This is a genomic window from Nonomuraea sp. NPDC049158, assembly GCF_040648335.1.
GTDB lineage: Bacteria > Actinomycetota > Actinomycetes > Streptosporangiales > Streptosporangiaceae > Nonomuraea.
In genome coordinates, this window is the sequence record NZ_JBEZDM010000051.1 from 1 (window position 1) to 26710 (window position 26710).

The 26710-nt window shown below is 70.6% G+C and carries 20 protein-coding genes; 4 read left to right on the forward strand and 16 right to left on the reverse strand.

Annotated elements, in window-relative coordinates; all coding sequences use genetic code 11:
- Positions 1 to 106: 106 nt before the first annotated feature.
- From AB0B61_RS52245 to AB0B61_RS52275, 7 genes are read right to left on the reverse strand one after another with little or no spacing between them, the layout of a single operon-like run.
- Positions 107 to 2770 carry a hypothetical protein gene (locus tag AB0B61_RS52245; RefSeq protein ID WP_358448863.1) on the reverse strand — a complete coding sequence of 888 codons (2664 nt, stop codon included), beginning with the start codon at positions 2768 to 2770 and terminating at the stop codon, positions 107 to 109.
- A complete protein-coding gene (locus AB0B61_RS52250) occupies positions 2770 to 5091 on the reverse strand; it encodes a glycoside hydrolase family 3 N-terminal domain-containing protein (RefSeq protein WP_358448865.1) in 2322 nt (773 codons plus the stop codon). The genes AB0B61_RS52245 and AB0B61_RS52250 overlap by 1 nt, the downstream gene beginning before the upstream one ends.
- Positions 5078 to 6379, reverse strand: a complete 1302-nt coding sequence (locus AB0B61_RS52255) for a glycosyl hydrolase (protein ID WP_358448867.1) — start codon at positions 6377 to 6379, stop codon at positions 5078 to 5080. Before AB0B61_RS52255 ends, AB0B61_RS52250 begins: the two co-directional genes overlap by 14 nt.
- 1 nt (position 6380) lies before the next feature.
- Complete coding sequence (locus AB0B61_RS52260; protein WP_358448869.1) at positions 6381 to 7229, reverse strand: carbohydrate ABC transporter permease; 849 nt, start codon at positions 7227 to 7229, stop codon at positions 6381 to 6383.
- The gene (locus AB0B61_RS52265; RefSeq protein ID WP_358448871.1) at positions 7229 to 8158 is read right to left on the reverse strand and encodes a sugar ABC transporter permease; all 930 of its coding nucleotides are present in this window, start codon (positions 8156 to 8158) and stop codon (positions 7229 to 7231) included. Before AB0B61_RS52265 ends, AB0B61_RS52260 begins: the two co-directional genes overlap by 1 nt.
- Positions 8155 to 9447 (reverse strand): extracellular solute-binding protein, encoded by a 1293-nt coding sequence (locus AB0B61_RS52270; RefSeq protein ID WP_358448873.1) that lies wholly within the window; start codon positions 9445 to 9447, stop codon positions 8155 to 8157. The genes AB0B61_RS52265 and AB0B61_RS52270 overlap by 4 nt, the downstream gene beginning before the upstream one ends.
- Positions 9444 to 12572, reverse strand: coding sequence for a glycoside hydrolase family 38 C-terminal domain-containing protein (locus tag AB0B61_RS52275; RefSeq protein ID WP_358448875.1), 3129 nt, complete (start codon positions 12570 to 12572; stop codon positions 9444 to 9446). The genes AB0B61_RS52270 and AB0B61_RS52275 overlap by 4 nt, the downstream gene beginning before the upstream one ends.
- A gap of 139 nt (positions 12573 to 12711) precedes the next feature.
- On the opposite strand from AB0B61_RS52275, the gene AB0B61_RS52280 reads away from it, so the two are divergent.
- The 3 genes from AB0B61_RS52280 to AB0B61_RS52290 all read left to right on the forward strand — a co-directional run bounded on the left by AB0B61_RS52280 (position 12712) and on the right by AB0B61_RS52290 (position 16682).
- Positions 12712 to 13818 carry a LacI family DNA-binding transcriptional regulator gene (locus tag AB0B61_RS52280; protein ID WP_358448877.1) on the forward strand — a complete coding sequence of 369 codons (1107 nt, stop codon included), beginning with the start codon at positions 12712 to 12714 and terminating at the stop codon, positions 13816 to 13818.
- On the forward strand, positions 13815 to 15764 hold the full coding sequence (locus AB0B61_RS52285; RefSeq protein ID WP_358448879.1) for a beta-N-acetylglucosaminidase domain-containing protein: 1950 nt from the start codon (positions 13815 to 13817) through the stop codon (positions 15762 to 15764). Before AB0B61_RS52280 ends, AB0B61_RS52285 begins: the two co-directional genes overlap by 4 nt.
- A gap of 114 nt (positions 15765 to 15878) precedes the next feature.
- A complete protein-coding gene (locus AB0B61_RS52290) occupies positions 15879 to 16682 on the forward strand; it encodes a hypothetical protein (protein WP_358448881.1) in 804 nt (267 codons plus the stop codon).
- A 51-nt stretch (positions 16683 to 16733) separates the two neighbouring features.
- Here the strand turns inward: AB0B61_RS52290 and AB0B61_RS52295 are convergent, their stop codons facing one another.
- From AB0B61_RS52295 to AB0B61_RS52310, 4 genes are all read right to left on the reverse strand, one after another.
- Positions 16734 to 17321 (reverse strand): RICIN domain-containing protein, encoded by a 588-nt coding sequence (locus tag AB0B61_RS52295; protein WP_358448883.1) that lies wholly within the window; start codon positions 17319 to 17321, stop codon positions 16734 to 16736.
- 115 nt (positions 17322 to 17436) lie between these two features.
- Positions 17437 to 19188: a biotin carboxylase N-terminal domain-containing protein gene (locus AB0B61_RS52300; RefSeq protein WP_358448966.1), complete on the reverse strand. Its 1752-nt coding sequence runs from the start codon at positions 19186 to 19188 to the stop codon at positions 17437 to 17439.
- Positions 19189 to 19190: 2 nt separating this feature from the next.
- A complete protein-coding gene (locus tag AB0B61_RS52305; protein ID WP_358448885.1) occupies positions 19191 to 19478 on the reverse strand; it encodes an acyl-CoA carboxylase subunit epsilon in 288 nt (95 codons plus the stop codon).
- Positions 19475 to 21013, reverse strand: a complete 1539-nt coding sequence (locus AB0B61_RS52310; RefSeq protein ID WP_358448887.1) for an acyl-CoA carboxylase subunit beta — start codon at positions 21011 to 21013, stop codon at positions 19475 to 19477. Before AB0B61_RS52310 ends, AB0B61_RS52305 begins: the two co-directional genes overlap by 4 nt.
- Positions 21014 to 21101: 88 nt before the next feature.
- Between AB0B61_RS52310 and AB0B61_RS52315 the strand changes: the two genes are divergently transcribed.
- Positions 21102 to 21776 carry a TetR family transcriptional regulator gene (locus AB0B61_RS52315; RefSeq protein WP_358448889.1) on the forward strand — a complete coding sequence of 225 codons (675 nt, stop codon included), beginning with the start codon at positions 21102 to 21104 and terminating at the stop codon, positions 21774 to 21776.
- 13 nt (positions 21777 to 21789) lie between these two features.
- On the opposite strand, the gene AB0B61_RS52320 is transcribed toward AB0B61_RS52315, so the two are convergent.
- The 5 genes from AB0B61_RS52320 to AB0B61_RS52340 form a co-directional block, all read right to left on the reverse strand.
- Positions 21790 to 22812, reverse strand: a complete 1023-nt coding sequence (locus tag AB0B61_RS52320) for a TIGR03617 family F420-dependent LLM class oxidoreductase (protein ID WP_358448891.1) — start codon at positions 22810 to 22812, stop codon at positions 21790 to 21792.
- A complete protein-coding gene (locus AB0B61_RS52325; protein ID WP_358448893.1) occupies positions 22809 to 24350 on the reverse strand; it encodes an AMP-binding protein in 1542 nt (513 codons plus the stop codon). Before AB0B61_RS52325 ends, AB0B61_RS52320 begins: the two co-directional genes overlap by 4 nt.
- Before the next feature lie 49 nt (positions 24351 to 24399).
- Positions 24400 to 25317, reverse strand: a complete 918-nt coding sequence (locus tag AB0B61_RS52330; protein WP_358448895.1) for an SDR family NAD(P)-dependent oxidoreductase — start codon at positions 25315 to 25317, stop codon at positions 24400 to 24402.
- Between the two features lie 29 nt (positions 25318 to 25346).
- Complete coding sequence (locus tag AB0B61_RS52335) at positions 25347 to 25847, reverse strand: hypothetical protein (protein ID WP_358448897.1); 501 nt, start codon at positions 25845 to 25847, stop codon at positions 25347 to 25349.
- A 154-nt stretch (positions 25848 to 26001) separates the two neighbouring features.
- Positions 26002 to 26613 carry a TetR/AcrR family transcriptional regulator gene (locus AB0B61_RS52340; protein WP_358448899.1) on the reverse strand — a complete coding sequence of 204 codons (612 nt, stop codon included), beginning with the start codon at positions 26611 to 26613 and terminating at the stop codon, positions 26002 to 26004.
- Positions 26614 to 26710 lie beyond the last annotated feature (97 nt).

A 26710-nucleotide genomic window follows, 5' to 3' on the forward strand; every position in this document is an offset into this window, starting at 1 on the left:
GCCCTCCTTTGGGGCCCCCCCGGGCCCCGCGCTACCCCGGGGGGGCGCCCCCCGGCCCCGCCCTAAATGGCGGGGGGCCCCCGCGGGCGCCCCCACGTCTTCGTGATCAGTTGCCGCGAAGCACCGTCGTGGCCTTGTTGCCGGCGTAGTCCTCCAGGATGGCGACCACCTTGCTGGTGGCGCCGGACATCGTCACCGTCTCGGCGGCACGTGTGGTGCGGCCACGGATGATGTACGGCTTGGCGCCCGAGCCGTAAGTCGTCGTGAACGACTTCGCCTGGCCGTCCTCAAGGACGGTCAGTGTGTGCCAGTCCGGAAGAGCCGGCCGGGAGAACGTGAACGTGTTCCCGTTGATCGCCACCGCCGAGGCCGGGTAGGGGCTGATCTCGGTGTCGGCGAACGTCCCGCGTGCTCCGGTGGCCGTGCCCGTTCCCGACCGCAGGGTCAGGAGGTAGCCGTCGCCGTTGACGGGTACGCCGGTCAGCGTCGTGCTCGAGCTCGTTCCGGGGAGTTCGACCTCCTTGGTGTACGGGTGGGCGGTGTCGAGGCTTTGGACCCTCAGCGTGATGGGCCCGCCGCTCGCCGGAGGCGTCCAAGCGGCCGTCAGCGTTCCGTCCGGCTTCGCCGACGCCTGCACCTTGCCCGGCGCCGTGGACAGGTCGAACGACGTGGTCGCCGCCGGGCTCTGCGACCCGTCCGGGCCGACCGCCACCAGCTTGATCGTTCCCGAGGTGGCCGGGAAGCGCTTGACGTAGTAGACGTCGTCGTAGGCGCCGCCGAGGTAGGTGTCGTCCAGATAGACGTCGTAGCGGCGTACCTTGTCGTAGCCGGAGCGCTTCCAGGACAGGAACAGTTCGCCGGTCGCGGGGAGCAGCTCGGTGATGCGTAGGTCCTGCGGCGCGGCAGGGGTGTGATTCTTGCCGTCGCGCAGGGCCAGTGCGCCGAGGTTGACCTGATACCCCGGGATGGGGCGGGCGCCCGCGGCGACGACCAGGCCGAGCGCGGCCACCTTCTGACCGGCGTACGCCGACAGGTCGGCCGACCGGGTCGTCCAGCCCGTGGTACGCCGGCCCGAGCCGGTCAGCGGGAGCTGGATCACCTTGCCCGGGTCGGAGGCGAGGACGAGGCCGAGCCGGAGCTCGGAATCGTCGCTCGCCGAGGGCTTGTTGTAGGTCAGGTCGAGGGTCGAGCGCTGGTTGATCTGCAGGTCCGTCTTGTAGAGACGTACAGTGTTGTCGCTGTCGAGGGTCCCGCTGAGGACGAGGGAGCTGCCGCCGTTGTAGGCGCCGATCTTCTGGTAGGAGAACCGGCTAGCCGGTGTGTACGCGGGGCCGTAGTCGAAGTCGGCGCTGAGCGGCGTCCCGGCCGCGTCCACCCACCACTGCCAGGTCACCGGGATGTCCTGGAGGTTGATGTTGCCCCACTCCTGCTGGTTGGACAGCCGGCCCTTGGTCCAGGTGGACAGGCCGTGGCCGGTGTTGAAGGAGGTGGCGAACGTGGTGCCGCCGATGACGGAGCGTTCGGCGATGTACTTGGAGATGCCCTTCCAGGTCCCCTCCGGCGTGGTGGTGCCGGCTGAGGAGCCGGTCCACCAGCGGCGTTCCCGGTCGAAGACGTCCCGCTGGGCGGCGTCGTCGGTCTTGTTCGCGTAGTCGGAGGAGACGAAGTCGGCACCGAGGGTGGCGATGGCGTTCATCGGCGCGCCGTTGGCGTCGAGGTTGTCTTCGAGGTTGTACGGCTGGTCGAACTGGTACTGCCCGGCCTCGACACCGGCGAAGACGCTCTTGCGGGAGTCCAGGCCGAGGCCGGCGGCGTAGCTCTTGGAATTGGTGAGCTTGGTCCTGTTCCACCAGTAATTGAGGAAGATGGAGTCGGACACGTCGCCGAGTTTCGCGTCACGCACGAACGGGCCGTTGACCGCGTTGAACTCGTTCTGGTACGAAATGGCGCCGGTGGAGTTGTCGATGGAGTCGTACCACTGCACGTACAGGCCGCCCGCGCGCAGTTCCCGCAGGAACTCCTTGAACACCGGGATGTCGGCCGGCGCGACCCGCGCCTCCTGGTTGATGAAGTAGCCGTCGAAGCCGTAGAACTTGGCCGTCTGGACCAGCTTGGCGGCGACGGGGAAGCCGCCGTCGGCGTCACGGACCAGGAGCTCGTTGTAGGTCTGGTCGCCGCGGTCGTTGTCGGAGAAGAAGAGGCAGCCCAGCGAGCGCACCCCGTTCGCGTGCGCCGCGTTGGTGTATCCGGGGTTGGGCAGGTTGAGCATCCCGAACTCGAACCACTTCTCGCGCCAGTCCTTGGTCGGGTCGTAGTAGCTCGTCGGCACCCCCTCGGTGGGCATGCCGTGCCAGGAGCCGTAGAAGTCGGCGTACTGCCAGTAGGAGAACAGGTACTGGCTGAACTCGTTGGTGTAGGGATGGCTTTCGAAGAAGGCGTTGCCGTAGTCGCCCGCCAAGGTGAGCTGTTGGGTGGCGGCGGGCAGCGCCGGGTTGCGTTGCGTGGCGGCGTTGGCGGCATTGCGCTTCTGGAGCGGCACCTTGGCGCGTAGGAGCTCGGCGTGGGCGTCGTCGGCGGGGTTCCAGCGCAGCAGGTCGGTGACGGAGTAGCCGTGCTGGTAGGGCTGGTTGGCGCCGACCGCGCTGTCGCCCGTCCAGGGCAGCGTGTCGCTGGCGGCGGCGCCGCCGGCGGCGAGCACGACGGCGAGCATGGCGGCCAAGGTGGCGGTGCCCGCACGGGTCGTCGCCCGTCTGCGGTGTGATCGGGCCATCACAACTCCTCACTGTCGGGAATGGGCTCGGCCGATCCGGCGTGGATGGCGGCCTGGGGGTGTCTGAGTGGTGGACGGATGGTCGCGTGCAGGTCTTCGACGTACAGGTCGGTGACGGCCCGGTCGGTCGCGCCCTCGGCGAAGCAGCGCGCCGCGGGCAGGTTCCAGACGACGGTGGTACGGGCGCCCGGCGGGACGGTGACCCTGCGGAAGGCGAGCAGTTCGCGGAGGCGAGGCAGTACGACGCCTCCGGTACGCCGCCCGAACAGCGGCACGACGACCTCGGCCTCGGTGCCGCCGGGGTTGACGGCCTCGACACTGACCTCGACCGTGTCGGCGTGCGTCGTCGCGGTCAGGCGGTCGAACCGTACGGGCCGGTAGCGCAGGCCGGAGCCGAAGGGAAAGAGCACCGGGTCCGGCGCGTCCTGGTAGACGCCGTGGGCCGGGTGCCGGTCGTTGTGGCGTACCGGCACGGCCCCCGGATGGCGTGGCGCGGTGAACGGCAGGCGGCCGACCGGCTCGTAGTCGCCGAGCAGCGCGTCGACGATCGCGTGGCCGCCGTGCGGACCGGGGTAGCCGGCCCACAGCAGGGCGTCGGTGTGGGCCAGCGCAGCGGTGAGTACGTGCGGACGACCGGCGATGACGACGGCCACCACCGGGCAGCGGGCCTGCGCGCGGACGGCGGCGACCAGGTCGTCCTGACCGCCCGGCAGGGATATGTCGGCCAGGTCGACGCCCTCCCCGGCGGTCGCGACGGCCGCCTGGCCGGTGATCGCCCCGTTGGCGGCGAAGTCCTCCGCGTACGTGCGGTGGCTCGTCCCGCCGAGCGCCAGGATCACGACGTCGGCGCCGCTCAGCTCGGCCGCCGTGGGTGCTCCGGATGTGCACACCACCTCGGCTTGCGGTAGCGCCTGCCGCAGTGCCAGGTCCAGCCCGGCGGCCGACCCCGTGGGCAGGGGCGGTACGTAGTCGCCCAGCAGGGCGGTGACGTCGCGGGCGTTCGGACCGGCGAGAACCACCTTGGTCAGGGCCCGCCGATCGAGGGGCAGGTGGTTGTCGGCGTTGTGGAGCAGGACCAGCGACTGCCGGGCCAGGCGACGCGAGAGGCCGTCGGCGGCCCCCAAGATGAGCTTTTCACGAGCGGTCTCGGGTGGGCGGTCGGCGAGGAGGCCGACGCGCTGCTTGAGTGTGAGCACTCGGCGGCAGGCGGCGTCGACCAGCTCGGCCACTCGCGGGTCCTCGGCGGCAGCCTGTTCCAGCAGGCCGAAGGAGTCGTCCCAGAGCGACAGATCCACGCCGGCCTCGATCGCGGCCACGGCGGCGGTCGTCGCGTCGCCCGTCATCGCGACGAGCCGATCCACGGCCAGGCCGTCGGCCATGACGATCCCGTCGAAGCCGCACTCGGCCCGCAGGAAGCCGGTGAGGAGGTCGCGGTTGGCGCAGCACGGCACGCCGTCGATGTCGTTGTAGGCCGCCATGAACCCCATGGCCCCGGCCTCCACCGCGGCCCTGACGGCCGGGAGATGCAGCTCGCGCAGGTCACGGGGGCCGATGACGGCGGATTGGCCGTTGCGCCCGCCGACGGCTTCGCCTTGGGCGGCCAGGTGCTTGAGCACGATCGCGACTCCGTCGCGGCCCACCGCGCCCCGATCGCTGCCCTGCATGCCGATCACCAGCGCCCTGGTGAGTTCCGCCGCCAGCAGCGGATCCTCTCCGAAGCACTCCTCCGCCCGGCCCCAGCGCGGGTCGCGCAGCAGGTCGAGGGCGGATACCAGGGCCAGGTGCACCCCGCTCGCCGCGAGCTCGGCCGCGACGGCGGCCGCGGCCTCGGTCAGCAGCTCCGGATCCCAGCCCGCGGCCACCGCGAGATTGGTGGGCAGCAGCGTCCCGCCCAGCGCCTGGTGCCCGTGCGGGGCTTCTTCCGACAGCAGCACCCCGATGCGGTGCCCGCCGGCCCGCGACACCTCGTCCTGGACGAGGGCCGCGACCTCGGCGCGTTCCTCCGGCCGGATCCCGTCGGCCCACGAGCGGCCCGACCAGGCGTCGGCGCGGAAGACCCCGTACAGCGCACCGAGCCCGCCCCACCGGTCGAGCTCGGCGCGGGCGAGGTCGGTGAGCCGGAACCCGCCTCCGAGAGCCCGCTCGACGGCCTGCCAGCCGAAGAGCCGCTGGTTGAGCTGGCCGACCTTCTCCCGCAGGGACAACTCGCCGAGCAGCCGTTCGACGGACCCGGCGAGCAGCGGCTCCACCGGCTCATCGCGCCGCGTGCGCGGCTCCCCGGGCCCGGCGAGCAGCGGCTCCGCAGGCTCAGCGTTCCGCATGCGCGGCCGTCCGGTTGAGTACCTCCGCGTCGCTGACGGAGCTGTAGAACGTACGCCCCGTCGGCTCGGCGTGGACGAGCCGTTCGACGCCGCGAGCCCGCAGCGCCGACGGGTCGCCCGCGACCGTGGAGGTGACCAGAGCAGGGCGGGATCCGGCGCGGGCGCGGTCCATCCAGGTCTCGAAGACGCCGCCACCGGGCGACAGCTCCGCCCGGGACACGGGAACGTCCTCGGAGTCGACCGGTACGACGACCGCCTCCCGCCGTGGTGAAGGGCGCGGACGGTGCCGCAGTTCGGCGGCCAGTTCGGCGAAGCGCCTGCCGATCGGCTTGACGGTGGCGTCGGCGCCGATCAGGCCGAGGCTGTACTCCAGGCCGGGGAAGTCGGCCAGCCCGCGTTCCACGTCGTGCGAGCACCACCACGTGATACCCCACAGGGCGTCGCTGTCGGCCGCCGCGCGCACGGTTCCCTCGCAGAAGTCCGGCGCCTGGTCCTCGGTGAGGTGGTTGAGCGGCGCGCCGACCTCCTGCAGCCACACCGGGCGGGCCGGGTCGAGGGCGAAGGCGCGTGACAGCTCGATGAGGTACGCGGCGTGGCTGACGCTCTCGTGCGACATCGCGCCGTACCCCTGCGCCGTGCCGTTGAAGATCCACGAGTGGATCACGCTCATCTGGCCGTGCCGGGCGGAGTGCGCGGGGGTGAAGGCGTGACCGTCGGCGTACCAGACGGCGTCGTATTCGGCGTTCAGCCGGAAATGACGCTGGTCGCGCGGGCCTTCGCCGTGCAGCGACCGGAGCCAGGCCGTGACCTGTCGCGCGGTGGCCGGCATCGGGCTCGGGTGCAGGGCGGAGGTGAACTGGTTGACCTCGTTGCCCAGGGTCAGGCCGAGGAAGTTGGGCAGGTCGTACAGGTGCCCGTCGAGCGCCTCGACCAGGTCGGCCTGCGCGGCGATCGCGTCGGGGTCGGTGAACATGCTGCGCCGGTGCCAGTCCGTCAGCCAGCTCGGCACGAAGTCGAACCCCGACAGGTGTCCCTGCAGCACGTCCACACTGGCGTCGAGGCCGGCCTCGCCGGCGATCTCCACGACGCGGCGCACGTCGTCGAGGGCGCGGCGGCGGATCAGCGTCCGGTTCGGTTGCAGAACGGGCCACAGCGGCATGACCCGGACGTGGTCCAGGCCGAGACCGGCCAGGGCCGCCATGTCGCGCCGGGTGACCGCCCAGTCCGGATCCAGCCAGGAGTAGAACCAGTCCCGGGAAGGCGTGTAGTTGACCCCGAATCTCAGCATTTCACCCTTTCAAGCCTCCCGCTTCGAGCCCGCGGAAGAAGTAGCGCTGCAACATGGCGAAGAACGTGACGATGGGCACCAAGGCGATGATCGTGCCGGCCGCGATGAGGCGTGGATCGTCGTAGAAGGTGCCGCGCAGGCGGTTCAGTCCGACGGTGAGGGTGTAGTTGTCCTCGTCGGACAGCACGATGAGGGGCCACAGGAAGTCGTTCCACGAGCCGACGAAGGCGAAGATCGCCACGACCGTGATGACGCCCTTGACCTGGGGGACGGAGACGCGGATGAACCGCTGCCAGGCGTTGGCGCCGTCGATGACGGCCGCCTCGTCGAACTCGGCGGGCAGGTTGGCGAACGCGTTGCGCATCAGCAGCACGTTCAGTGCGGCCACGATCGTCGGCAGGACGACGCCCAGCAGGGTGTTGGCCAGACCGGCCCCCCTGACCAGCAGGAACTGGGAGATGAGGACGGTCTCGGCAGGGACGAGCAGGGCCGCGACGAAGATCCCGGCCGCCACCCCGCGTCCGCGGAAGCGCAGCTTGCCCAGGGCGTAGCCGGCGCAGGTGGCCCCCACCACGTTGCCCGCGACGGCCATGGCGGCCACCATCAGCGAGTTGACCAGGTAGTGGGGTACGGGGATGCGGTCGAGCACCGTGGCGAAGTTCGCCGGCGTGGGATGGCCGGGGATCAGCTCGGGCGGCCGGGCGTACAAGTCGTCGCCGGCGCCCTTGAGCGACAGCGAGAGCTGCCAGATCAGGGGGCCGGCCAGCAGCACGGCCATCAGGATGAGGATCAGGTAGCGGCCGACGAGGCCCGGCGTGACGCGCCGCCGTCCGGCGGCGGAGGTGGGCATCAGAAGGTCCTCTGCTTGCGCTGCATGACGAGCTGCGCGATCAGCAGCGCGCCGAGGATGACGGACATGACCAGGCTGATCGCGCCGGCGTATCCGGTACGCGCCTGCAGGCCGGTGCCTTCGCGCTGGATGAGCATGGTCATCGTGAGATCGCCGCCGCCCACCCCGCCGGTGCCGTCGGTGAGCACGTAGATCTCACCGAAGACCCGGAAGGCCGCCACGGAGGACAGGACGCCGATGAGCGCCATCGTCGAGCGCACGCCCGGAACGGTGACGTTCAGGAAGGTCCGCACCGGGCCGGCTCCGTCCATCGCCGCCGCGTCGTACAGGCTCGGGTCGATGTTCGCCAGCGCGGCCAGGTAGATGACCATGTAGTAGCCCAGGCCCGTCCACACGGTGACGAACATCGCGCTGAACAGCAGCAGCCAGCGGTCGGTGAGGAACGGCACCGGCTGGGCGACCATCTTGAGCGTGCCGAGCAGCTCGTTCACCAGGCCCTGCTTGTCGAGCAGGTTCGTCCAGATCAAGCCGACGATCACCGGCGACATGATCACCGGCAGGTACATGGTGGTCCGGAAGAACCCCATGAGCCGCCCGGCGCCGCTGAGCAGCGCGGCGAGAACGAGCGGCAGCACCACCATGAACGGCACGACGCACACCACGTACAGGCTGGAGTTCAGCAGCGCGGTGCCGAACCGCTCGTCGTCGAACATCCGCCGGAAGTTGTCCAGCCCGACGAAGTCCCCCGGCCGCAGCAGCATCGAGTCCGTGAACGCCAGCCGCAACGTGTTCAGGAACGGCACGAGGACCAGCAGCGTGACGACGGCCAGCCCCGGCAGCAGGAACAACCATGGGGTCACGCGCCACCGATGGGTGGCCAGAGCGGTGTCCCCGCCGCGTGGCGGGGACGCCTTGTGCTTGGTCGTCATCCGTGCGAGGCCAGCCGGTCGTTGGAGTACTTCACCGACGCGTCCAGCGCCTCTTTCACCGTCTTCTTGCCCAGCAGCGCCTGGGCGATCTGCTCGCGCAGCGTCTCGGCGTCGGTCGAGCCGGAGAACGCCGGGGGCCACCACACGATCGCCTTCTTGACCTGGGCGGCGCTCTCCAGCCGCACCTTCGTGGCGGGGTCGCCGTCGTCCTTGGTGAAGTACTCGTCGTCCATCGACCCGGCCGTGGAGGGGAACACCGAGGCCTTCTTGCCGAAGGCGAGCTGGTTGGCGGGGTTGGTCACGTACTTGGCGAAGGCCATGGCCAGCGGCTGGTTCTTGCCGGTGGCGTTCACGACGAGCGACTCGATGTACATGTTGGGCGCGGCGGTGCTGATCCGCGGCCCGATCCCGAGATTCTTGTAGATGTCGGGCGCGGTGTCCTTCAGGTCATTGAGCGTGTACGAGCTGCCCGACAGGTACGCCAGCCGCCCGGCCTTGAACTCCTCCACCTCCTTGGTCTGGAGGTTGTTCAGCGACTCCTGGGTCAGGCCCCGGCCGGCGTACAGCTTCTTGTAGCGCTCGACGAACTCCACGCCCTTGGCGTCGTTGTAGGTGAACTGCTTGCCCGCGGCGTCCATGAGGGGCACGCCGTACTCGCCGAAGTTCTCGATGGCCGGCATCCTGACGATCATCGACACGTCCGAGCAGTTCTTGGCCATGGTCTCGGCCTGGGTGAACAGCTCGTCATAGGTGGCGGGCAGCTTGGCCGGGTCCAGGCCGCACTTCTTGAACAGCGCCGTGTTGAAGAACGACGGCCCGGTGTTCAGGTACCACGGGTAGCCGTAGGTCCCGCCGCCCAGACCGCTGAACGTCATCGCCTGCCACGCCTTGTCCAGGAACAGGCCCTTGGCCTGGGGGTCGGCCTTGTTGAGGTCGAGCAGGACGCCCGCCTGGGCCAGGGTGTAGGCGGCCTCGGGGCCCATGTCGACGACGTCGGGGAGCGCTCCCGCCGCGGCGTCGGCGGACAGTTTGTCCTGGTAGCCCTCGGCGGGCTGGTCCACCCACTTGATGTCGGTGCCCGGATTGGCCTTCTCGAAGGCGGCGATGAGCTCGGTGAAGTAGGGCGTGAACTTGTCGTTCTTCAGGTTCCAGGTCTGGAACGCGATCGATCCCGACAGCTTTCCGCCCGACGCCTTCGGCGCCGTGTCACCGCCGCCGCAGCCGGACAGCAGCAGCGATCCCAGGGCGAGTGCCGCGACGCCGGTCCAGCCTCTTCCGATTCTGGTCATTGGGGGTCCTCCTTAGGTGATGCGTGAGGGGCGGCGATCCGCAGGGTCGCCACCTGGAAGGGGCCGAGCTCCAGCCGGGCCTCGCTCACGGGACGGCGTCCCCCGGCCAGGGCCACGGGCAACAGGTCCTCGTCGCCGCCGGGCTCGCGTTCGTCGCGGGGCTCGCGTTCGCCGCCGAGCTCGCGTTCGAGCAGGTCGGTCTCCCACAGGACGGCTCCCGTGGCGAGCTCCTCGCGGCAGTGCAGCCGTGCGCTCGCCCGTCCGCCCCGCGTCTCGTACACCCGGACGACCAGGTCCCCGGAGCCGTCGTCGGCCTGCTTGACCCAGTCGATGAGCGCGTGCCCGGTGAGCAGTTCCAGCCGCACCAGCGGTGCCAGCCGCGACAGCCCGGCGATGTCGGGCGCGTTGAAGGCGTAGGCGGCCTCGGCCGCGGCGGGCACGTCCGCGCCGGGCAGCACCGCCCAGCGGAAGGCATGGGTGCCCATGTCGGCGCGGGGGTCGGGGAAGCGGGCGCTCCGCAGCAGGGACAGCCGGACCACGGTGGAGTCGCCGTCGGCGCGGGCGTCGGCTCCGTACATCGAGTCGTTGACGATCGCGACGCCGAAGTCACCGTCGCCCACCTGGACGTAGCGGTGCATCGCCGTCTCGAACATCGCCTCGTCGGTCGCGGTGTTCGACAGCAGCGGACGTTCGACGTATCCGTACTGGGTCTCGAACCGCGCGGTCCGCGCCATGACCCGCACCGGGACGGCCACCTTCAGCAGGCGTTCGCGCTCCTGCCAGTCGATGGCGCACTCGGTCTCGAACCGGCCGGTGCCGGCGCGCAGCCACATGGTCAGCGTGATCGTCGACGTGCCGACCCGCCGGACCACCTCCACCCCGGCGTCGGGCCCGTCGCGGACCACTCTGCGGCTGGTGACCTGGTCGAGCACCTGGGGGTGGCGCAGCGCGTGCCGGTCCACGTCCCAGGCGTCCCAGCGCACCGGCTCGTCACGGAAGAGCTGCAGCTCGTTGAGGCGCCGGCCGGGCGGGACGACCTCCCGGCCGCCGCGCAGGTCGAGGAGCGAGGTGACGTGGCCGTCGTCGCCGATCACGACCCGCAGCAGGCAGTCCTCCAGTACGGTGCCGCCGTCGTCGGTGACCTCGACGACACGCGCGTCCGGTTCCGCTGTGGCGAACGGGGGAAGCACACTCCCTACGACGCCGGGTTCAGCGTCGCCCAGCGCCGCGCTCGCCTGCTTGATCAGGTCGTTCAGCCGTTCCTCGAGCGCCCGGTAGGTGTCGCGGGCCTCGCGGTGCACCCAGGCGATCGAGGTGCCCGGGAGGATGTCGTGGAACTGGTGCAGCAGCACGGTGCGCCAGATGTCGTCAAGGTCCGCGTGCGGATAGGGCGCCCCGCGCAGTGCGCTCGCCGCCGCGCTGAGATATTCCGCCGCCCGCAGCAGCGACTCGCAGCGCCGGTTGTGCCGCTTCATGGCCGCCTGCGAGGTCAGGGTGCCCCGGTGCAGCTCCAGGTAGAGCTCGCCACGGTAGACCGGCTCCAGCGGCCCGGCGTCACGCAGTTCGGCCTCGGCCTCCTGGAAGAACTCCGCCGGAGACCTGGAGGTCACGCGGGGCGCGCCTTCCAGATCGGCGAAGCGGCGCAACCGCTCGACCATCTCCCTGGTGGGTCCGCCGCCTCCGTCGCCGTAACCGTAGGGCAGCAGCGAATGGGAGGCGATCGCCTTGTCCTTGAAGGTGGTGACCGCGTGCCGGAGCTCGGCGGCGGTCACCTCGGCGGCGTACGTCTCCGCGGGCGGGAAGTGGGTGAAGATCCGCGTGCCGTCGATGCCCTCCCACCAGAAGGAGTGGTGCGGGAAGACCGTGGTGTCGTTCCAGGAGATCTTCTGGGTCAGGAACCAGCGGGACCCGGCCCGGCGGGCCAGCTGCGGCAGGGCGCCCGAGTAGCCGAACGAGTCGGGCAGCCACATCTCCCGTGGTTCCCTGCCGAATCGGTCGATGAAGTACCTCTTGCCGTAGGTCAGCTGGCGCACCATGGACTCGCCGGTGGGAATGACGCCGTCCGCCTCGACCCACATGCCGCCGACCGGTACGAACCGGCCCTGCTCGACATGGTGTCGCACCCTCTCGAACAGCGCCGGATAGTGCTCTTCGAGCCAGCTGAAGTGCTGTGCCGCCGACATCGTGTAGACCAGCGAGGGGTCCGCGTCGAGCAGGGCGAGCGCGTTGGAGACCGTACGGGCGAGCTTGCGCACCGTCTCGCGCAGCGGCCACAGCCACGCCGTGTCCATGTGCGCGTGCCCGACGGCGGTGATCCGGTGGGCGCTGGCGTGCGCGGGCGCGGCCAGGAGCGGGGCGAGGATCGCGCGCGCCCGCCGGGCGCCGGCCTCGGCGTCCGCCTCGTCGTAGGCGTCCAGGGCCTCCTCTATCGCGCGCAGCAGCCGCCAGTGACGCGGCTCGTCCGCGCTCAGCTCGGCGGCGAGTCCGCCGGCGACGTCCAGGTCACAGCTCAGGGCGTGGATCTCGGGCGAGAACGCGGCGACCTCCGCGCGGCGCAGCCTGAACTGCTCGAACGGCTCCTCCGCCCGCTTCTCCCCCAGCTCGGTGACCACGAACGGCGGTAACCCGAGCAGCAGGGGGTTCGCCGCCGCCTCGACGTAGAGCAGGAACGCGCCGTCGGCGTCGAGCAGACCGGGGACGGCCCCGTCACCTCGTAACCGGATGGCGGACTGCCGAGGGTGCAGGCCCTTGACGATCGTGCCGTCCGGGGTGAAGACCAGTCCCTCGCAATGACCGCCCACGGAGTGGTCGAACCAGCCCAGGTCGAGCACGAGGTCGACGGGGGTGTCCCCCTGCGGCTCGACCGTGCCCCGGATCCGGAACCAGGTCGTCGACCACGCCTCCCCCCACGCCGCGCCCAGGGGGAAGGGGCGGTAGCCGGGAGGGGTGCGGCCGGGGTCGTGGGCGAGCCCGAGGGCATGCCGGGCGCTGACCGGCTCACCGTCGTCCGCGACCGTCCATGCCTCGACCTCGACACCCGCCAGCCGGGTGTGCGTCCGGGACAGGATCCGTTCGCGCTTCACGCGGGCGAGCCGCTCAAGCGTGCGGCTGAGGTGGTTGTGCATCTCGTACCTCTCCGTAGCGGAGATATGACAATATGCCTGATACGTTTTAGTTGTCCTGAGTGACCGCAGACTAATACGTTTGAGTCCCCAAGGTCACCGGGGAGGATCGTCTCGTTTGCGTAACGACGATGGAGGAGCGATGCCGCCGAAAGATGAGGTTCCGCCCCAGGACGCCGCCGCTTCATCGGACCCTCCCGCGAGCGCCGCACCGGCCCGGCTGCGGAGCACCGACATCGCGCGGCTGGCGGGCGTCTCCGTCTCGGCGGTGTCACTGGCGTTCAACGCCCGTCCCGGCATCAGCGACGCGACGCGCAAGCGCATCCTCGACGTCGCCGAGGAGCTCAACTGGCGCCCGCACCGCGCCGCCCGCGCCCTCAAGGGGGCCAACAACGACGCGGTCGGCATCGTCATCGCCCGTCCGGCCCGCACGCTGGGCGTCGAGCCCTTCTTCGCGCACGTCCTGTCCGGCCTGCAGTCCCGCCTGTCCAACGAGGGCATCGCCACGCAACTTCTCATCGTCGAGGACACCCAGGCGGAGGTGGCGGTCTATCGCCGCTGGGCCGCCGAGTACCGGGTCGACGGGCTCGTGATCTTCGACCTCGCGGTGGACGACGTCCGGCCTCAGCTCGTCGCCGACCTCCGCATTCCCGCCGTCGTCCTGGGCGGCCACGGGGCCCCCTTGCCGCTGAGCAGCGTCTGGGTCGACGACCACGCGGCGATGACGCGCGTCCTCGCGTACCTCGCCGGGCTCGGCCACCGGCACATCGGCCACGTCGGCGGCATTCCCTCCTACCAGCACACGCGACGCCGTCTCCAGGCCATCGCCGACGGGCGCGAGAGGCTCGGCATCGACATCGTGAGCGTGGCGACCGACTACTCCGACACTCAGGGCGCCTCGGCCACGCGCCGGCTGCTGGCGTCGAGCCCTCCGTGCACGGCGATCATCTACGACAGCGACGTCATGGCGGCGGCCGGGCTGGGTGTGGCCACTGAGATGGCCGTACGAGTCCCGGGCGACGTCTCCATCGTGTCCTTCGACGACTCCATCCTCACCCAGCTGCCGCATCCCCCGATCACCGCACTGACCCGCGACACGTTCGCGCTCGGCACCCTCACCGCGACCGAACTGCTGCACGTGATGGCCGAGCGCCCGGAACCCCGTGCGGTGCAGGCTCCCACCCCCGCCCTCGTACTCCGCGCCAGCACCGCCCCTCCAGCCGACACCGACGAATGGAGAGTTTCGTGAGCAGACGCAAGATCACCCCCACCGCGGTCCTCGCACTGGCCGCGACCCTGTGCGCCGGGGCACTCTTACCCATCCCCGCGGCCTATGCCGTTCCTTCCTTGCCCTCGGTGTCGCCGACTCCGCAGTCACTGAGCGGCGTCGGAACGGCCGCCGTCGTCACCAGCCGGGCGCTCGTGATCGCCGACGACCAGACCGACCCCGCCGCTCGCGACCGCCTCGTACGGGAACTCAAGGCACACGGCGCCGGCCGGGTGGACATCATCACCCCTGACAGGATTCCCACGGCCGGCCTGCTCACGGTGCGCCTCGGCCCCGCGGCACGCCCGGACATCGCGCGGGCGCTCGGCGACACGGTCGTGCCCGACAAGGCGGAGGGATACGCGTTACGGGTCTCCGGCGGCGGGCCGCGCCAGATCGCTCTCGGCGGCAGGGACGCGGCGGGCCAGTTCTATGCCGTACAGACGCTGCGCCAGTTGTTCGTCCGCACCGGTGACGGCTGGAAGGTGGCGGGGGTCCAGGTCAGCGACTTCCCGTCCATGCCGCTGCGCGGCACCATCGAGGGTTTCTACGGCGCGCCGTGGACACACGCCGAACGCCTCGACCAGATGAACTTCTACGGCGACGTCAAGGCCAACACCTACATCTACGCTCCCAAGGACGATCCCTACCACCGCGACAAGTGGCGCGACCCCTACCCGGCGGCCAAGCTCGCCGAGCTGGGCGAGCTGGTGGCACGGGCCGACGCGAACCATGTCCGCTTCACCTTCGCGCTGTCCCCGGGCGTGTCGATCTGCTACTCCGACAGCGCGGACCGCGACATCCTCAAGCGGAAGCTGCAGGCGCTCTACGACCTGGGCGCCAGGGCGTTCTCCATCCCGCTGGACGACATCAGCTACACCAGCTGGAACTGCGCGGCGGATGAGGCCGCGTACGGCGCGGCCGGGCGCACCGCCGCGGCGAAGGCCCAGGTCGATCTGCTCAACGACCTGCAGCGAAACTTCATCGCCACCCACGAGGGCGCCCAGCGGCTGCAGATGGTGCCCACCGAGTACGGCGATCTGACCGACACCACGTACAAGCAGACCATGCGGGCCTCCCTCGATCCCGCGATCGAGGTGATGTGGACCGGCACCGACACCGTGCCTCCAGAGATCACCAACGCGCAGGCTGAGAAGGCGGCGGAGCTGTTCGGCCGCAAGGTGTTCGTCTGGGACAACTACCCGGTCAACGACTACGGCAACACCAGCGGCCGGCTGCTCCTGGCCCCCTACGACAAGCGTGAGGGCGGCCTGGCCGCGCACCTGTCGGGCATCGTGGCCAACCCGATGAACCAGCCGTACGCGAGCAAGGTCGCGGTCTTCGGCGCCGCGGACTTCACCTGGAACGACAGAGCGTACGACGCGAAGAAGAGCTGGCCGCGGGCGATGGCCTATCTCGCCGGCGGCGACAAGGCGGCCACCGAGGCCCTGCTGGTCTTCGGCGACCTGGAGCACATGGCTCCGACCTTCGGCGGCACCCCATGGCAGCCCCAGGCACCCGAGCTCGCCGCGCGGGTGGCCGCGTTCTGGCGGGCATGGGACGGCGGGAGACCCGCCGACGCGATCGCCGCGCTGCGTCCGTACGCGAAGGCCATCGCCACGGCGCCGGCCACCATCCGCGGCGGGTCGGTGCAGAAGGGCTTCACCGATGACGCCGCGTCATGGCTGACCGCCACCGAGCTGTGGGGCAGGGCGCTGGTGACCATGCTCGACGCGCTCCAGGCTCGGCGGGCCGGAGACGAGACCAAGGCCGGCACGTTGCTCGCCGAGTCGCGTGACCTGCAGCGACAGGCCCGCGCGATCCGGGTCAGCCCGCCGCGCAACCGCTGGGGCGCGGCCCAGCCGCAGGTCGGCGACGGGGTGCTCGACGTCTTCCTGGCCCAGGCCGACACCCGGCTCCAGCGGTGAAGCCACTCCCGGCGGATCCCGCGGTCCCTCATCGAGAAGCTGACCGACGGCCGACGCTGAGCGAGATCACCATCCACCACACGGGCGGGTAGGTCTGATCGCTAATGTACCGGGATGAGTGAAGCGTTCCCCAGGCATGTCCTGTGCGTACTCGGCTCCGGGCTGGCCCTTTCGGAGATGGAACGGATCGCCTCCGGCTTCGGCGGGTTCGTCCTCGACCGTGAGTACTCCGAGGCCGAACCCGACCCCAGGATGCCGGAGGCGTTCAAGGCCAGTATGGCGGCGGCCTCGTTCGACGAGGCGGACTGGGCCGCGGTCGAGTCGCACGACACGGTCGGCTACTTGCTGTCCGCGCCGATGATGCGGGAACTGGCCTTCGACACATCCCGGCGGCTGCTGGCGGTGACGGCCGCCCTGCTGCGGGCCGGTGCCACGGCGGTGAAGAACGAGAGCAGCGGGATCACGCACGGCCGGGACCGCTGGCTCGCACTGGCCGACCAAGCGGCCGACATGACGGACGAAAGCCTGGCCGACGTCACAGGCGAGGGCCAGGCCGACGTCACGGACGAGGGCCTGGCCGGCGCGCTCGTCGCCGCCTGGGTGAAGCGGCCGCTGTACGACGGCCAGGTGCTCTACAGCTGCGGCATGCACCTGCTCGGCGCGCCCGAGGTGGAGATCGAGGTCGGTGCGGAGCCTCCGGCGAAGGACGAGTTGCCTGAGCTGGTCGCGCACCTGGACACGCTGGCGATCTACCTGCTGACCGACCCACGCGCGGCGGAGATCGAGGACGGCGCCGGCTTCAGGATGACCGAGGACGCGCCCCGCTGGTCGCTGCGCACCGGCGCGTGCGACGGTTACGACGAGGACGATCTGTTCTTCAACCCGTACGGATACGTCCGGCTGACTCACGCGCGATGACGGGCCGCCCGCGTCACAGCTGATGGACGCGCGCGGCCCGCGACGGGAGCGTCAGGTGCCGATGTTCGCCTGGGGTCCCGCGTAGGTTCTGAGCAGGGACGGGACGTCGGCGGCCGGGTCGAGGGTGTAGGAGTAGAACGAGCCGGGGGTGAAGGCCGAGCCGCTGGTGGCGCTCTTGCCCGTGCAGCTGACACAGACGCTGCCGCTCTGGCGGAGCTGGGCGGTGGCGTCGGGGTAGTAGGGATCCTTGACGTTGTCGTAGTAGCTGTTCTCGATCACCATCTTGGTGGCGCCGCGCGAGTAGTTGCCGTAACCGGTGATCCCGCTGGTGGCCGCCCCGCCGGGCACGTCCACGCAACGCCCGCTGTTGACGCCGCGAAGAGTGTAGACGCCGGAACCGGCCGAGACGACGGTGAACTGCTGCCAGGCGGCTCCTGAGCAACCCCACTGCTGCAGCAGGCCGCCGTTGTCCTGCGAACCGCCCGCCACGTCCAGGCACTGGCCGCTCTTGGTCACCTTGAGCTGGTAGACGCCACCGGCGACGGGTACGGCCGCCGCCCGCGCGGCCTGCGGTACGGCTCCGCAGACGATCGCCGTAGCCGCCAGCAGCGCGGCGCCCGCATGCTTGCGTACGAACATGTCGCGTTCCCCCCTTCCTCTCGTCGCCACCGAGGAAGAGGCACCGTCAAAGGGATGTCAACTCAACGAGCGCCCGCGAGCCGCAATCCCAAGGTCACGCATGAAGCTTTCAGGGTCAGGAAGGGTCCTTGATCTCGCAGATCACCGCGCCCGCCGCGACCGTGGCGCCCACTTGGGCGGACATTCCGACCACGGTGCCGGCCTTGTGCGCGGTGAGCGGCTGCTCCATCTTCATGGCCTCCAGGACCACGATGGTGTCGCCGTCGCGCACGGTGTCGCCGTCGGCGGCCACCAGCTTGACGATGGTGCCCTGCATCGGGCTGACCAGGGCGTCTCCGCTGGGCGCGGACCGCACGGCACTCGCGCCCCGGCGGCGCGGGGCGGCGGCCCTGGGCGTACCGGCGCTCTGCGGGCCGGTGAGGCCGGCGGGCAGGACGACTTCCAGTCGCTTGCCCGCCACCTCGACGGTGATCCGGTCCCGCTCCGCCGGTTCCGCCGTTGCGGCCGGTCCGGCGTAGGGGGCGAGCTGGTTGTCGAACTCGGTCTCGATCCAGCGGGTGTGGACGGTGAACGGCTCGGCGGTGAACGCCGCGTCGTCCACGACCGCCCGGTGGAAGGGCAGCGCGGTGGGCATGCCGTCGACCTCGAACTCGGCCAGCGCCCGGCGGGCGCGCTGGAGCGCCTGCTCGCGGCTGGCGCCGGTGACGATCAGCTTGGCGACCAGGGAGTCGAAGGAGCCGGGCACGGTCTCGCCCTGCTCGTAGCCGCCGTCGAGGCGGACGCCGGGGCCTGAGGGGGCCTGCCAGCGGGTGATGGTGCCGGGGGCGGGCAGGAAGCCGCGGCCGGGGTCCTCTGCGTTGATCCGGAACTCGATCGAGTGACCGCGAGCCGGCGGGTCGTCATAGCCCAGCGGCTCGCCTTCGGCGATGCGGAACATCTCGCGTACGAGGTCGATGCCGGTGACCTCCTCGCTGACCGGGTGCTCGACCTGCAGGCGGGTGTTGACCTCCAGGAAGGAGATCGTGCCGTCCTGGCCGACGAGGAACTCGCAGGTCCCGGCGCCGACGTAGCCGGCCTCACGCAGGATGGCCTTGGAGCTGTCGCGCAGCAGGGCCTCCTGCTCCGTGCTGAGGAACGGCGCGGGCGCCTCTTCGACCAGCTTCTGGTGGCGGCGCTGGAGCGAGCAGTCGCGGGTGCTGACCACGACCACGCCGCCGTGGGCGTCGGCCAGGCACTGGGTCTCGACGTGGCGAGGCCGGTCGAGGTAGCGCTCGACGAAGCACTCGCCGCGCCCGAAGGCCGCCACCGCCTCGCGGACCGCGCTGTCGTACAGGTCGGGGATCTCCTCCAGGGTGCGGGCGACCTTGAGCCCGCGCCCGCCGCCGCCGAACGCCGCCTTGATGGCGATCGGCAGGCCATGCTCCCGCGCGAACGCCAGCACCTCCTCCACCCCGGGCACCGGGCCGGGCGTTCCGGCCACCAGCGGCGCCCCTACCTTCTGGGCGATGTGCCGGGCCTCGACCTTGTCGCCGAGGGCGGTGATCGCGTGCGGTGGCGGGCCGATCCAGACCAGCCCGGCGTCGATGACCGCCTGGGCGAAAGCGGCGTTCTCCGCCAGAAAGCCATAACCGGGATGTACGGCGTCGGCGCCCGACCGCGCCGCCACTTCAATGATCTTGTCGATCGACAGGTACGTCTCCCCCGGCGTGGCGCCGTCCAGCGCGTACGCCTCGTCGATCAGGCGGGCGTGCAGCGCGTCGCGGTCGGGATCGGCGTAGACGGCCACGCAGCCGATGCCGGCGTCCCGGCAGGCGCGGATGATGCGGACGGCGATCTCGCCACGGTTGGCGATCAGCACTTTGCGCAGGCTCACAGGTGTCCTCCCAGGTTCCAGCTCGACTCCCGCCAACCGCGCGGGCCTGGCACGAGGGGACGGCGCAGCACGCGCCGTGGGCGGGTGACGGCGGGTCGCGGAGCGTCGGCCGCCGGTCGCACCAGGCGCAGGGCCACGACGAGGGCGGCGAGCTCCTCCGGCGTCGGAGCGCCCTTCACCACGCGCACCTCGCCCCCAGGCGTCCGCTCGACGTCCTCGATCCCGGCTGCACGCTCGACGTCCTCGATGTCGGCTGCACGCTCGGCGTCCTCGATGTCGCTCACAGCGGGATGTTCCCGTGCTTCTTGGGCGGCAGGGCGTCGCGCTTGCCGCGCAGCAGCCGCAGCGCCCTGGTCACCTCGCGGCGGGTCTCGCTCGGCCGGATGACGGCGTCCACGTAGCCGCGTTCGGCCGCCAGGTACGGGGTCGCGAGGGTGTCCTCGTACTCGTGGACCAGCTCGGCGCGCAGCGGGTCGGGGTCGTCGGCGGCGGCCAGGCGCTTGCGGTGCAGGATGTTGACCGCGCCCTGGGCGCCCATGACCGCGATCTGGGCGGTGGACCAGGCCAGGTTGACGTCGGCGCCCAGGTGCTTGGAGCCCATCACGTCGTACGCGCCGCCGTAGGCCTTGCGGGTGATGACCGTGACCAGCGGGACGGTGGCCTCGCCGTAGGCGTAGAGGAGTTTGGCACCGCGCCGGATGATGCCGTTCCACTCCTGGTCGGTGCCGGGCAGGAAGCCGGGCACGTCGACCAGCGTGAGCACCGGGACGCTGAAGGCATCGCAGGTACGCACGAACCGGGCGGCCTTCTCCGAGGCGTCGATGTCGAGCGTCCCGGCCAGCCGCATCGGCTGGTTGGCCACCACGCCGACCGGCCGGCCCTCGATCCGGCCGAAGCCGACCACGATGTTGGGCGCGAACAGCGCCTGCACCTCCAGGAACTCCCCGTCGTCCAGCAGCGCGCCGATCACCTCGTGCATGTCGTACGGCTGGTTCGGCGAGTCCGGGACCAGCACGTCCAGCGCCAGGTCGTCGGCGGAGGCCTCCAGGTCCGCCTCGAACACCGGGTGCGGCGGCTCGTCGAGGTTGTTGTCCGGCAGGTACGACAGCAACGCCCGGACGTAGTCCAGCGCGTCGTCCTCGTCGGGCGCCAGGTAGTGGGCCACACCGCTGCGGCTGTTGTGCACCCGCCCGCCGCCCAGTTCCTCGAACGTGACGTCCTCGCCGGTCACGGTCTTGATCACGTCCGGGCCCGTGACGAACATGTGCGAGGACTCGTCCACCATGACCGTGAAGTCGGTGAGTGCCGGCGAGTACACGTGACCGCCCGCGCAGGCGCCCATGATGAGGGAGATCTGCGGGATCACGCCGGAGGCGCGGATGTTGCGGCGGAAGATCTCGCCGTACAGCCCGAGCGAGACCACACCCTCCTGGATGCGCGCCCCGGCGCCCTCGTTGATGCCGACGATCGGGCACCCGTTGCGCATCGCCAGGTCCATGACCTTGCAGATCTTCTGCCCGTACACCTCACCCAGACTGCCGCCCGCGACCGTGAAGTCCTGCGAGAACACGCACACCTGGCGGCCGTCCACCGTCCCGTACCCGGTCACCACGCCGTCGCCGTAGCCGAGCGAGCCCTTCATGAGGGCGTCCAGCTCGACGAACGAGCCGGGATCGAGCAGCCGCTCGATCCGCTCGCGGGCGGTCAGCCTGCCCTTGGCGTGCTGCTTGGTCGCCGCCCGCGCCTCGGCGACATGGACGGCCTCGTCGAGCCGCTCCTTCAGGCGGGCGAGGCTGCCCGCGGTGTCAGGTGGTCTCATCTATCACCGTCCATGGGACTGAGTTTCATAAGTACGGTACTGAGTTCCGTACGTTTTGGACACCCCTGAATCCGGAAGAATGGCCCCTGTGCCGAAACCGAGCATCAGCCACCGCCTGGCCGAAGCCGCCGTCGCCCTGTTCGACGAGAACGGCTACGACGCCACCACCGTGGACGACATCGCCGCCCGGGCGGGCGTGAGCCGCAGCACGTTCTTCCGCCATTACCACTCCAAGGAAGACGCGATCTTCCCCGACCACGACGCGCTGCTGGCCAGGATCGACACCCGCCTGCGCGCCTCCGCCGCCGACACCGCGATCGTGGCCATCACCGACGCCGTACGCCTCGTGCTCGCCCACTACGTCGACGACGCCGAGGTGTCGCTGCGCCGTTACCGCCTGGTCCGGGAGGTGCCCGCGCTGCGCGACCGGGAGATCGCCAGCGTGGCCCGCTACCAGCGGCTGTTCCGGGAGTTTGTCGGCGAATGGCTCGGCGACTCGCCCGACGCCGGCCTGCGGGCCGAGCTCATGGCCGCCTCCGTCGTGGCGGCGCACAACCAGGTCCTGCGCGGCTGGCTGCGGGCAGGTGGCGCCTACGATCCCTTCGAGCTCCTGGACCACGCTCTCGGCTACGTCATCGCCACGTTCCGCCACCTGGAGCAGCCCCAGGAGAAGGGCGAGCAGGTGGTGGTGGCCACCTTCAGCCGCTCGGCCTCGCCGCGGGCCGTCATGGAGGCCATCCAGGCCCACCTCGAGGCCCGCTGAGAGGACCTGCCACTCACCCGCCGTGGAGCGTGGACAGGGCCGCGCGGATCTCCGCCTCCGGTGTGCCCGCCGGTGGATGGAGATGCACCAGGTCGACCAGCCCGCCGAACCGGCGGCGCAGCTCCGCCGCCACCTCGGGCAGGGTGCCGCTCGTACAGAAGGTGTCGAGCACCTCGTCATCGACGAGGTCGGCCATCCGGTCCCAGCGGTCGGCCTCCGGACGGACCGACAGCGCGTGCAGCCGCTCGTGCAGCTCCTGCCAGCCATGGAGGGCGAGCACTCCTCGGTAGGCCGGGGTGGAGCCGTAGAAGGCGACCCGGCCGCGCAGCATCCGCCGCTGCTCGTCGACGGAGCCCTCCGGTGCGTACACGTGCGCGAAGCCCGGGCAGTGGACGCTCACCTCGGACCGGTCACGGCCGGCCCGCGCCAGACCCTCCTCCAGAGCCGGCAGGGTGACCTCGCGGAAATACCGTTCGGTGCTGAAGCCGTGCGGTATCAGCCCGTCCGCCACCTCACCCGCCAGCCGCGTCATGGCCGGGCCGACCGCGGCGAGGTGGATCGGCGGATTGTCGTGACCGTGCGGCGCCGGGCGGAAGGTCGCCGTCATGAGCGTGTGCCGGTAGTACTCCCCCGCGTGCCGCACCTCCTCGCCCTTGTTCCAGTCGTTCCAGATCGCGCGCAGGGCGGTGATGTACTCCCGCATCCGGGTCACCGGTTTGCCCCACTCCATGCTGAAGCGGCGGGTGATGTGGGGCTTGGTCTGGGTGCCGAGACCAAGGACGAAGCGCCCCCCGGAGAGCGCCTGAAGATCGTTGGTGACGTACGCCAACGCCATCGGCGTGCGCGCGAAGGCGACCGCGATGCCCGTCGCGAGCCCCACCCGGCTGGTCGCCTGGGAGGCCAGCGCCAGTGGCAGAAAGGGATCGTGATCGACCTCGGTGGTGGTGACGACGTCGAAGCCGGTCTCCTCGGCCCATCCGGCGAACCGCGCGACCTCTGCCGACGGCGGGCCGCTGACGTGCACTCCTACCTTCACGTGTACTCCTCACGCAGTTTGCGGCGTTGCAGCTTGCCCGTCTCGGTTCGCGGGAAGTCGGCGCGGAACTCGTACCGGCGCGGGATCTTGAACGAGGCCAGGTACTCGGCGCAGTGCGCGCGGAGTTCGGCGGCCAGCTCGTCACCGGGCACCGCGCCGGCGGCCGGCTGGACGACCGCGAGCACGCTCTGACCCCAGTCCGGATCCGGTACGCCGATGACCGCGACGTCGGCGACGGCGGGATGCGTGATCAGAGCCTGCTCGATCTCGGCCGGATAGATGTTCACGCCGCCGGAGATGATCAGGTCCGTGCGCCGGTCCAGCAGGAACAGGTAACCGTCCTCGTCGAAGTAGCCGTAGTCGCCGGCGGTGGCCAGGTCGCCCCGCCGCCCGGCCGCGGTCTTGTCCAAGTCGTTGTTGTACTCGAAGGCCGGCCGCCGCCCCGGCGTGCCGAAGTAGATCGTGCCCGCCTCCCCGGCAGGCACCTCCTTACCGTCCTCGTCGAGGATCTTCACGTCCGTGTTCGGCACCGGCCGTCCCACGGTGCCGGGCTTGCGCAGCCACTCGCGCGGGCTCACCAGGGAGACGCTGCCCTCGGTGGACCCCAGGTACTCCCACACCCGCGGGCCCAGCCACTCCATCATCTGCTGCTTGATCGGCACCGGGCACGGCGCGCCCGCGTGGATGACCGCCTCCAGGCTGGACAGGTCGTACGCGGACCGCACCTCCTCCGGCAGGCGCAGCAGGCGGTGGAAGTGCGTGGGAACCATGTGCACGCTGGTCACCCGATACTGCTCCACGGCCCGCAGCACGCCCTCGGCATCGAACCTGTCCTGGATCACCACCGTGTGGCCGAGGTGCAGGAAGGCGGAGGCGTGGCCGCTGGGCGCGGCGTGGTAGATCGGCGAGCACACCAGGTGCACCCCCTCGGCCACGGTGATCTCGTAGCGGGAGACAAAGGCCGCGAACGACGCGACCGCCGCCTCCGGAAGGACGTCCGGCAGCGGGTACCGTACGCCCTTGGGGCTGCCCGTGGTGCCCGAGGTGTAGCCCATGACGGACCCGAGCCGGCGCTGCGGCGGCGCGTCGGACGACTCGCCCGCACCCAGCTCCGGATAGGGCCGCCAGCCGTCCACCGCGCCGCCGACCACGAACCGGTGCTCCGGCAGCGACTCCGGCGGCAGCGTCGCCGCCTGCTCGGCGTCCATGACCACGACCTTGGCCCCGGAGTCCTGGATGATGTACCGCATCTCGGCCGGGGCCAGCCGCCAGTTCACCGGGACCAGGAACATCCCGACCTGCCCCAGGGCCAGCGACAACTCCAGATACTCGTGACCGTTGTGCACCGCCACCGCCACGGCGTCGCCCGCCGTGAGGCCGTGCGAGCGCAGGGCGCGCGAGACGCGGTTGACCCGCGCCAGCAGCTCGCCGGAGGTGAGAGCCGATCCGTCCGGATCGATGATGGCCATTCGGCCGGGGTCGGCGGCGGCGATCTCGTAGAAGCCGATGGGTGCCGTGGTCGATGGGGTGGAGGACATAGCGCTTCCCTCTCCTGTCGGCATGGACGGGCCTAAGGTGATGATCGGCTCATTTGGGGATCTGTGCCATGAAGAGCGATGGCGGAAGTCCGTCGGCCTTGGGGCGGAACGACGTCGCGACCTTGGCCGCGAGGTCCTGGAGGTCCCACGGGCCGTCCGAGGCGATGGTCTCGACGACCTCGGGGGTGTTCCACAGCCTGACCTCGTAGCCGGCGGCGCCGAGCGTACGCCCCGACAGCCAGTCCGACTCGGTGGAGGCGAGGTAGGTGACGATCGGCCCGATGTTGTCCGGCGACATGACCTCCGCGAGGCGGGAGTCGTCGCCGAGCTTCTTGTCGTCCGGGACGGTGGCGGTCAGGCGGGTGGCCGCGCCGGGGGCGATGGCGTTCGCGGTCACGCCGTACCTGGCCAGGCCGTTGGCGAGGGAGGCGGTCAGGCCGATGATGCCCATCTTCGCGGCGGCGTAGTTGGGCTGGCCCGGGGAGCCCTGGAGCGCCGAGTCCGAGGTGAAGTTGATGACGCGGTAGTGGCCGTCCGGGTTGCGCTGCCCGCGCCAGTACGCGGCCGCGGGCTTGATCGTGCTGTAGTGGCCGCGCAGGTGCACCCGGATGACCGCGTCCCAGTCCTCCTCGGGCAGATTGAAGATCATCTTGTCGCGGAGGATGCCGGCGACGTTGACGACGATGTCGAGCCCGCCGTAGTTCTCCACGGCCAGGTCGACCAGGCGCCGGCCGGTCGCGGTCTCGGCGATGTCGCCGGTGTCGGCGACGGCCTGGCCGCCGCCGTCGTTGATCTCCTTGGCGATGTCCTGGACGGGACCGGCGTCGCCGCCCGTGCCGTCCGGGCCGGCGCCGAGGTCGTTGAGCACGAGCTTCGCGCCCTGCTCGGCGAACATCCGGCCGATGGAGGCGCCGATGCCGCGGCCCGCGCCGGTGACGATGGCGATCCTGCCGTCGAGAGCTCCCATGGAATGCCCTTCCTGTGTGCGCAGCGGTGTTAGGACTGTTCAGTGGCCGCCAGGTAGGCGGGCCGTACCTCAGTGGTCTGCTGCCGATCGGCGGCGCGCCGGCCGGGCAGGAAGACGGTGATGACCAACGCGACGACCGCCGAGGCCGACGTGATGACCAGCGCGAGGCTGAGACCCGTGTGCGAGGGCAGCGGCGCTCCGTTCACCTCGATGGTGTGGGCGGCCAGCATCGTGCTGATCACGGCGCTGGCGGTCGACGTGCCGATGGCCCGCATCAGCGAGTTGAGCCCGTTCGCCGCGCCGGTCTGCGTGGGGGGCACCGCGGCCATGATCGAGGCCGGCATGGCCGCGTACGCCAGGCCGGTCCCGGAGGAGATGACCATGCTGGCGAGCACGATCTGCCACACCTGCAGCTCGGGCAGTTTCGGGATGACGGCCGCCACAAGGGTGAGCATCATGGAGACGACCATGCCGCCGAAGGCCAGCACCGCGATGATCCGGCCGGAGCGGCTCTCGTCCGTGAGCGTCACGGGCTGGGGGCCATGTCTGTGCTCCTTCCAGGAGGCCGCGTCAGGGCCGTGTCCGTGAGCCGATCAAGCCGTTGGCGCGCTGATCCGCACGCTAATACAGACGAACTTGGTCTGTAAATACCCACTCAGCAAGTGACCGATTGTCCGGGAACAGTCAGACCGCCGACCGGTATCCGACGGCCGACAGCACGAAGTCGACGGTCTCCTCGGCGAACTTCTCCTTGCGCTTGATCAGCGCGGGCATCTGGCTGGCCGGTGTCGACAGAACGTGGTTGGTCAGGATGCCCGCGACCGCGTCCAGCACCCGAGCCGGGGACGTCCCCGCCGGAAGTTCGCCTCGGTCGATGCCGCTCACCACGATGGCGCGGCCCTCTCGGATGCGCTCTCGCTGGAGCCGCTCCAGCGCATGACCGAACAGCTCCGGATAGACCTTGGCCTCGATCTGCGCCCGCAGGATGACCAGACCCCGGCGGTCGAAGTAGCCGTCGAGGATGTTCACCGCCATGACGACCAGGTCCTCCCGCAGCAACCCCGACCGCTTCGGGGCGTGCGGGTCAGGATCGGGGTGCATGGCCGTCAGCGCGTCGACGATCAGCTTCTCTTTGCTGCCCCACCTGCTGTAGAGGGCCGCCTTCCCCACCCGCGCCCGCCGCGCCACCACGTCCAGGCTGAACCCCGCCCAGCCCACCTCGCCGTACAGGTCGAGCGCCGCGGCATGGACCCGCGCTTCGAGGTCCGGGTCCGGCGGGCGACCTCGTCCACTCATGGACTCAGTGTGCCAGACGATCATGCACCCCAGAACGGCCCTCGGCCGCCGCTCGCCATCCTCTACAACCTGTAGAGTATGCGCGGTATTCGGGTGA

Bases quoted from the DNA above. Each gene is read 5' to 3' on its own strand.
- AB0B61_RS52245 (WP_358448863.1), bottom strand. From the start codon at position 2,770: ATGGCCCGATCACACCGCAGACGGGCGACGACCCGTGCGGGCACCGCC.
- AB0B61_RS52250 (WP_358448865.1), bottom strand. From the start codon at position 5,091: ATGCGGAACGCTGAGCCTGCGGAGCCGCTGCTCGCCGGGCCCGGGGAG.
- AB0B61_RS52255 (WP_358448867.1), bottom strand. From the start codon at position 6,379: ATGCTGAGATTCGGGGTCAACTACACGCCTTCCCGGGACTGGTTCTAC.
- AB0B61_RS52260 (WP_358448869.1), bottom strand. From the start codon at position 7,229: ATGCCCACCTCCGCCGCCGGACGGCGGCGCGTCACGCCGGGCCTCGTC.
- AB0B61_RS52265 (WP_358448871.1), bottom strand. From the start codon at position 8,158: ATGACGACCAAGCACAAGGCGTCCCCGCCACGCGGCGGGGACACCGCT.
- AB0B61_RS52270 (WP_358448873.1), bottom strand. From the start codon at position 9,447: ATGACCAGAATCGGAAGAGGCTGGACCGGCGTCGCGGCACTCGCCCTG.
- AB0B61_RS52275 (WP_358448875.1), bottom strand. From the start codon at position 12,572: ATGCACAACCACCTCAGCCGCACGCTTGAGCGGCTCGCCCGCGTGAAG.
- AB0B61_RS52280 (WP_358448877.1), top strand. From the start codon at position 12,712: ATGCCGCCGAAAGATGAGGTTCCGCCCCAGGACGCCGCCGCTTCATCG.
- AB0B61_RS52290 (WP_358448881.1), top strand. From the start codon at position 15,879: ATGAGTGAAGCGTTCCCCAGGCATGTCCTGTGCGTACTCGGCTCCGGG.
- AB0B61_RS52295 (WP_358448883.1), bottom strand. From the start codon at position 17,321: ATGTTCGTACGCAAGCATGCGGGCGCCGCGCTGCTGGCGGCTACGGCG.
- AB0B61_RS52310 (WP_358448887.1), bottom strand. From the start codon at position 21,013: ATGAGACCACCTGACACCGCGGGCAGCCTCGCCCGCCTGAAGGAGCGG.
- AB0B61_RS52325 (WP_358448893.1), bottom strand. From the start codon at position 24,350: ATGTCCTCCACCCCATCGACCACGGCACCCATCGGCTTCTACGAGATC.
- AB0B61_RS52330 (WP_358448895.1), bottom strand. From the start codon at position 25,317: ATGGGAGCTCTCGACGGCAGGATCGCCATCGTCACCGGCGCGGGCCGC.
- AB0B61_RS52340 (WP_358448899.1), bottom strand. From the start codon at position 26,613: ATGAGTGGACGAGGTCGCCCGCCGGACCCGGACCTCGAAGCGCGGGTC.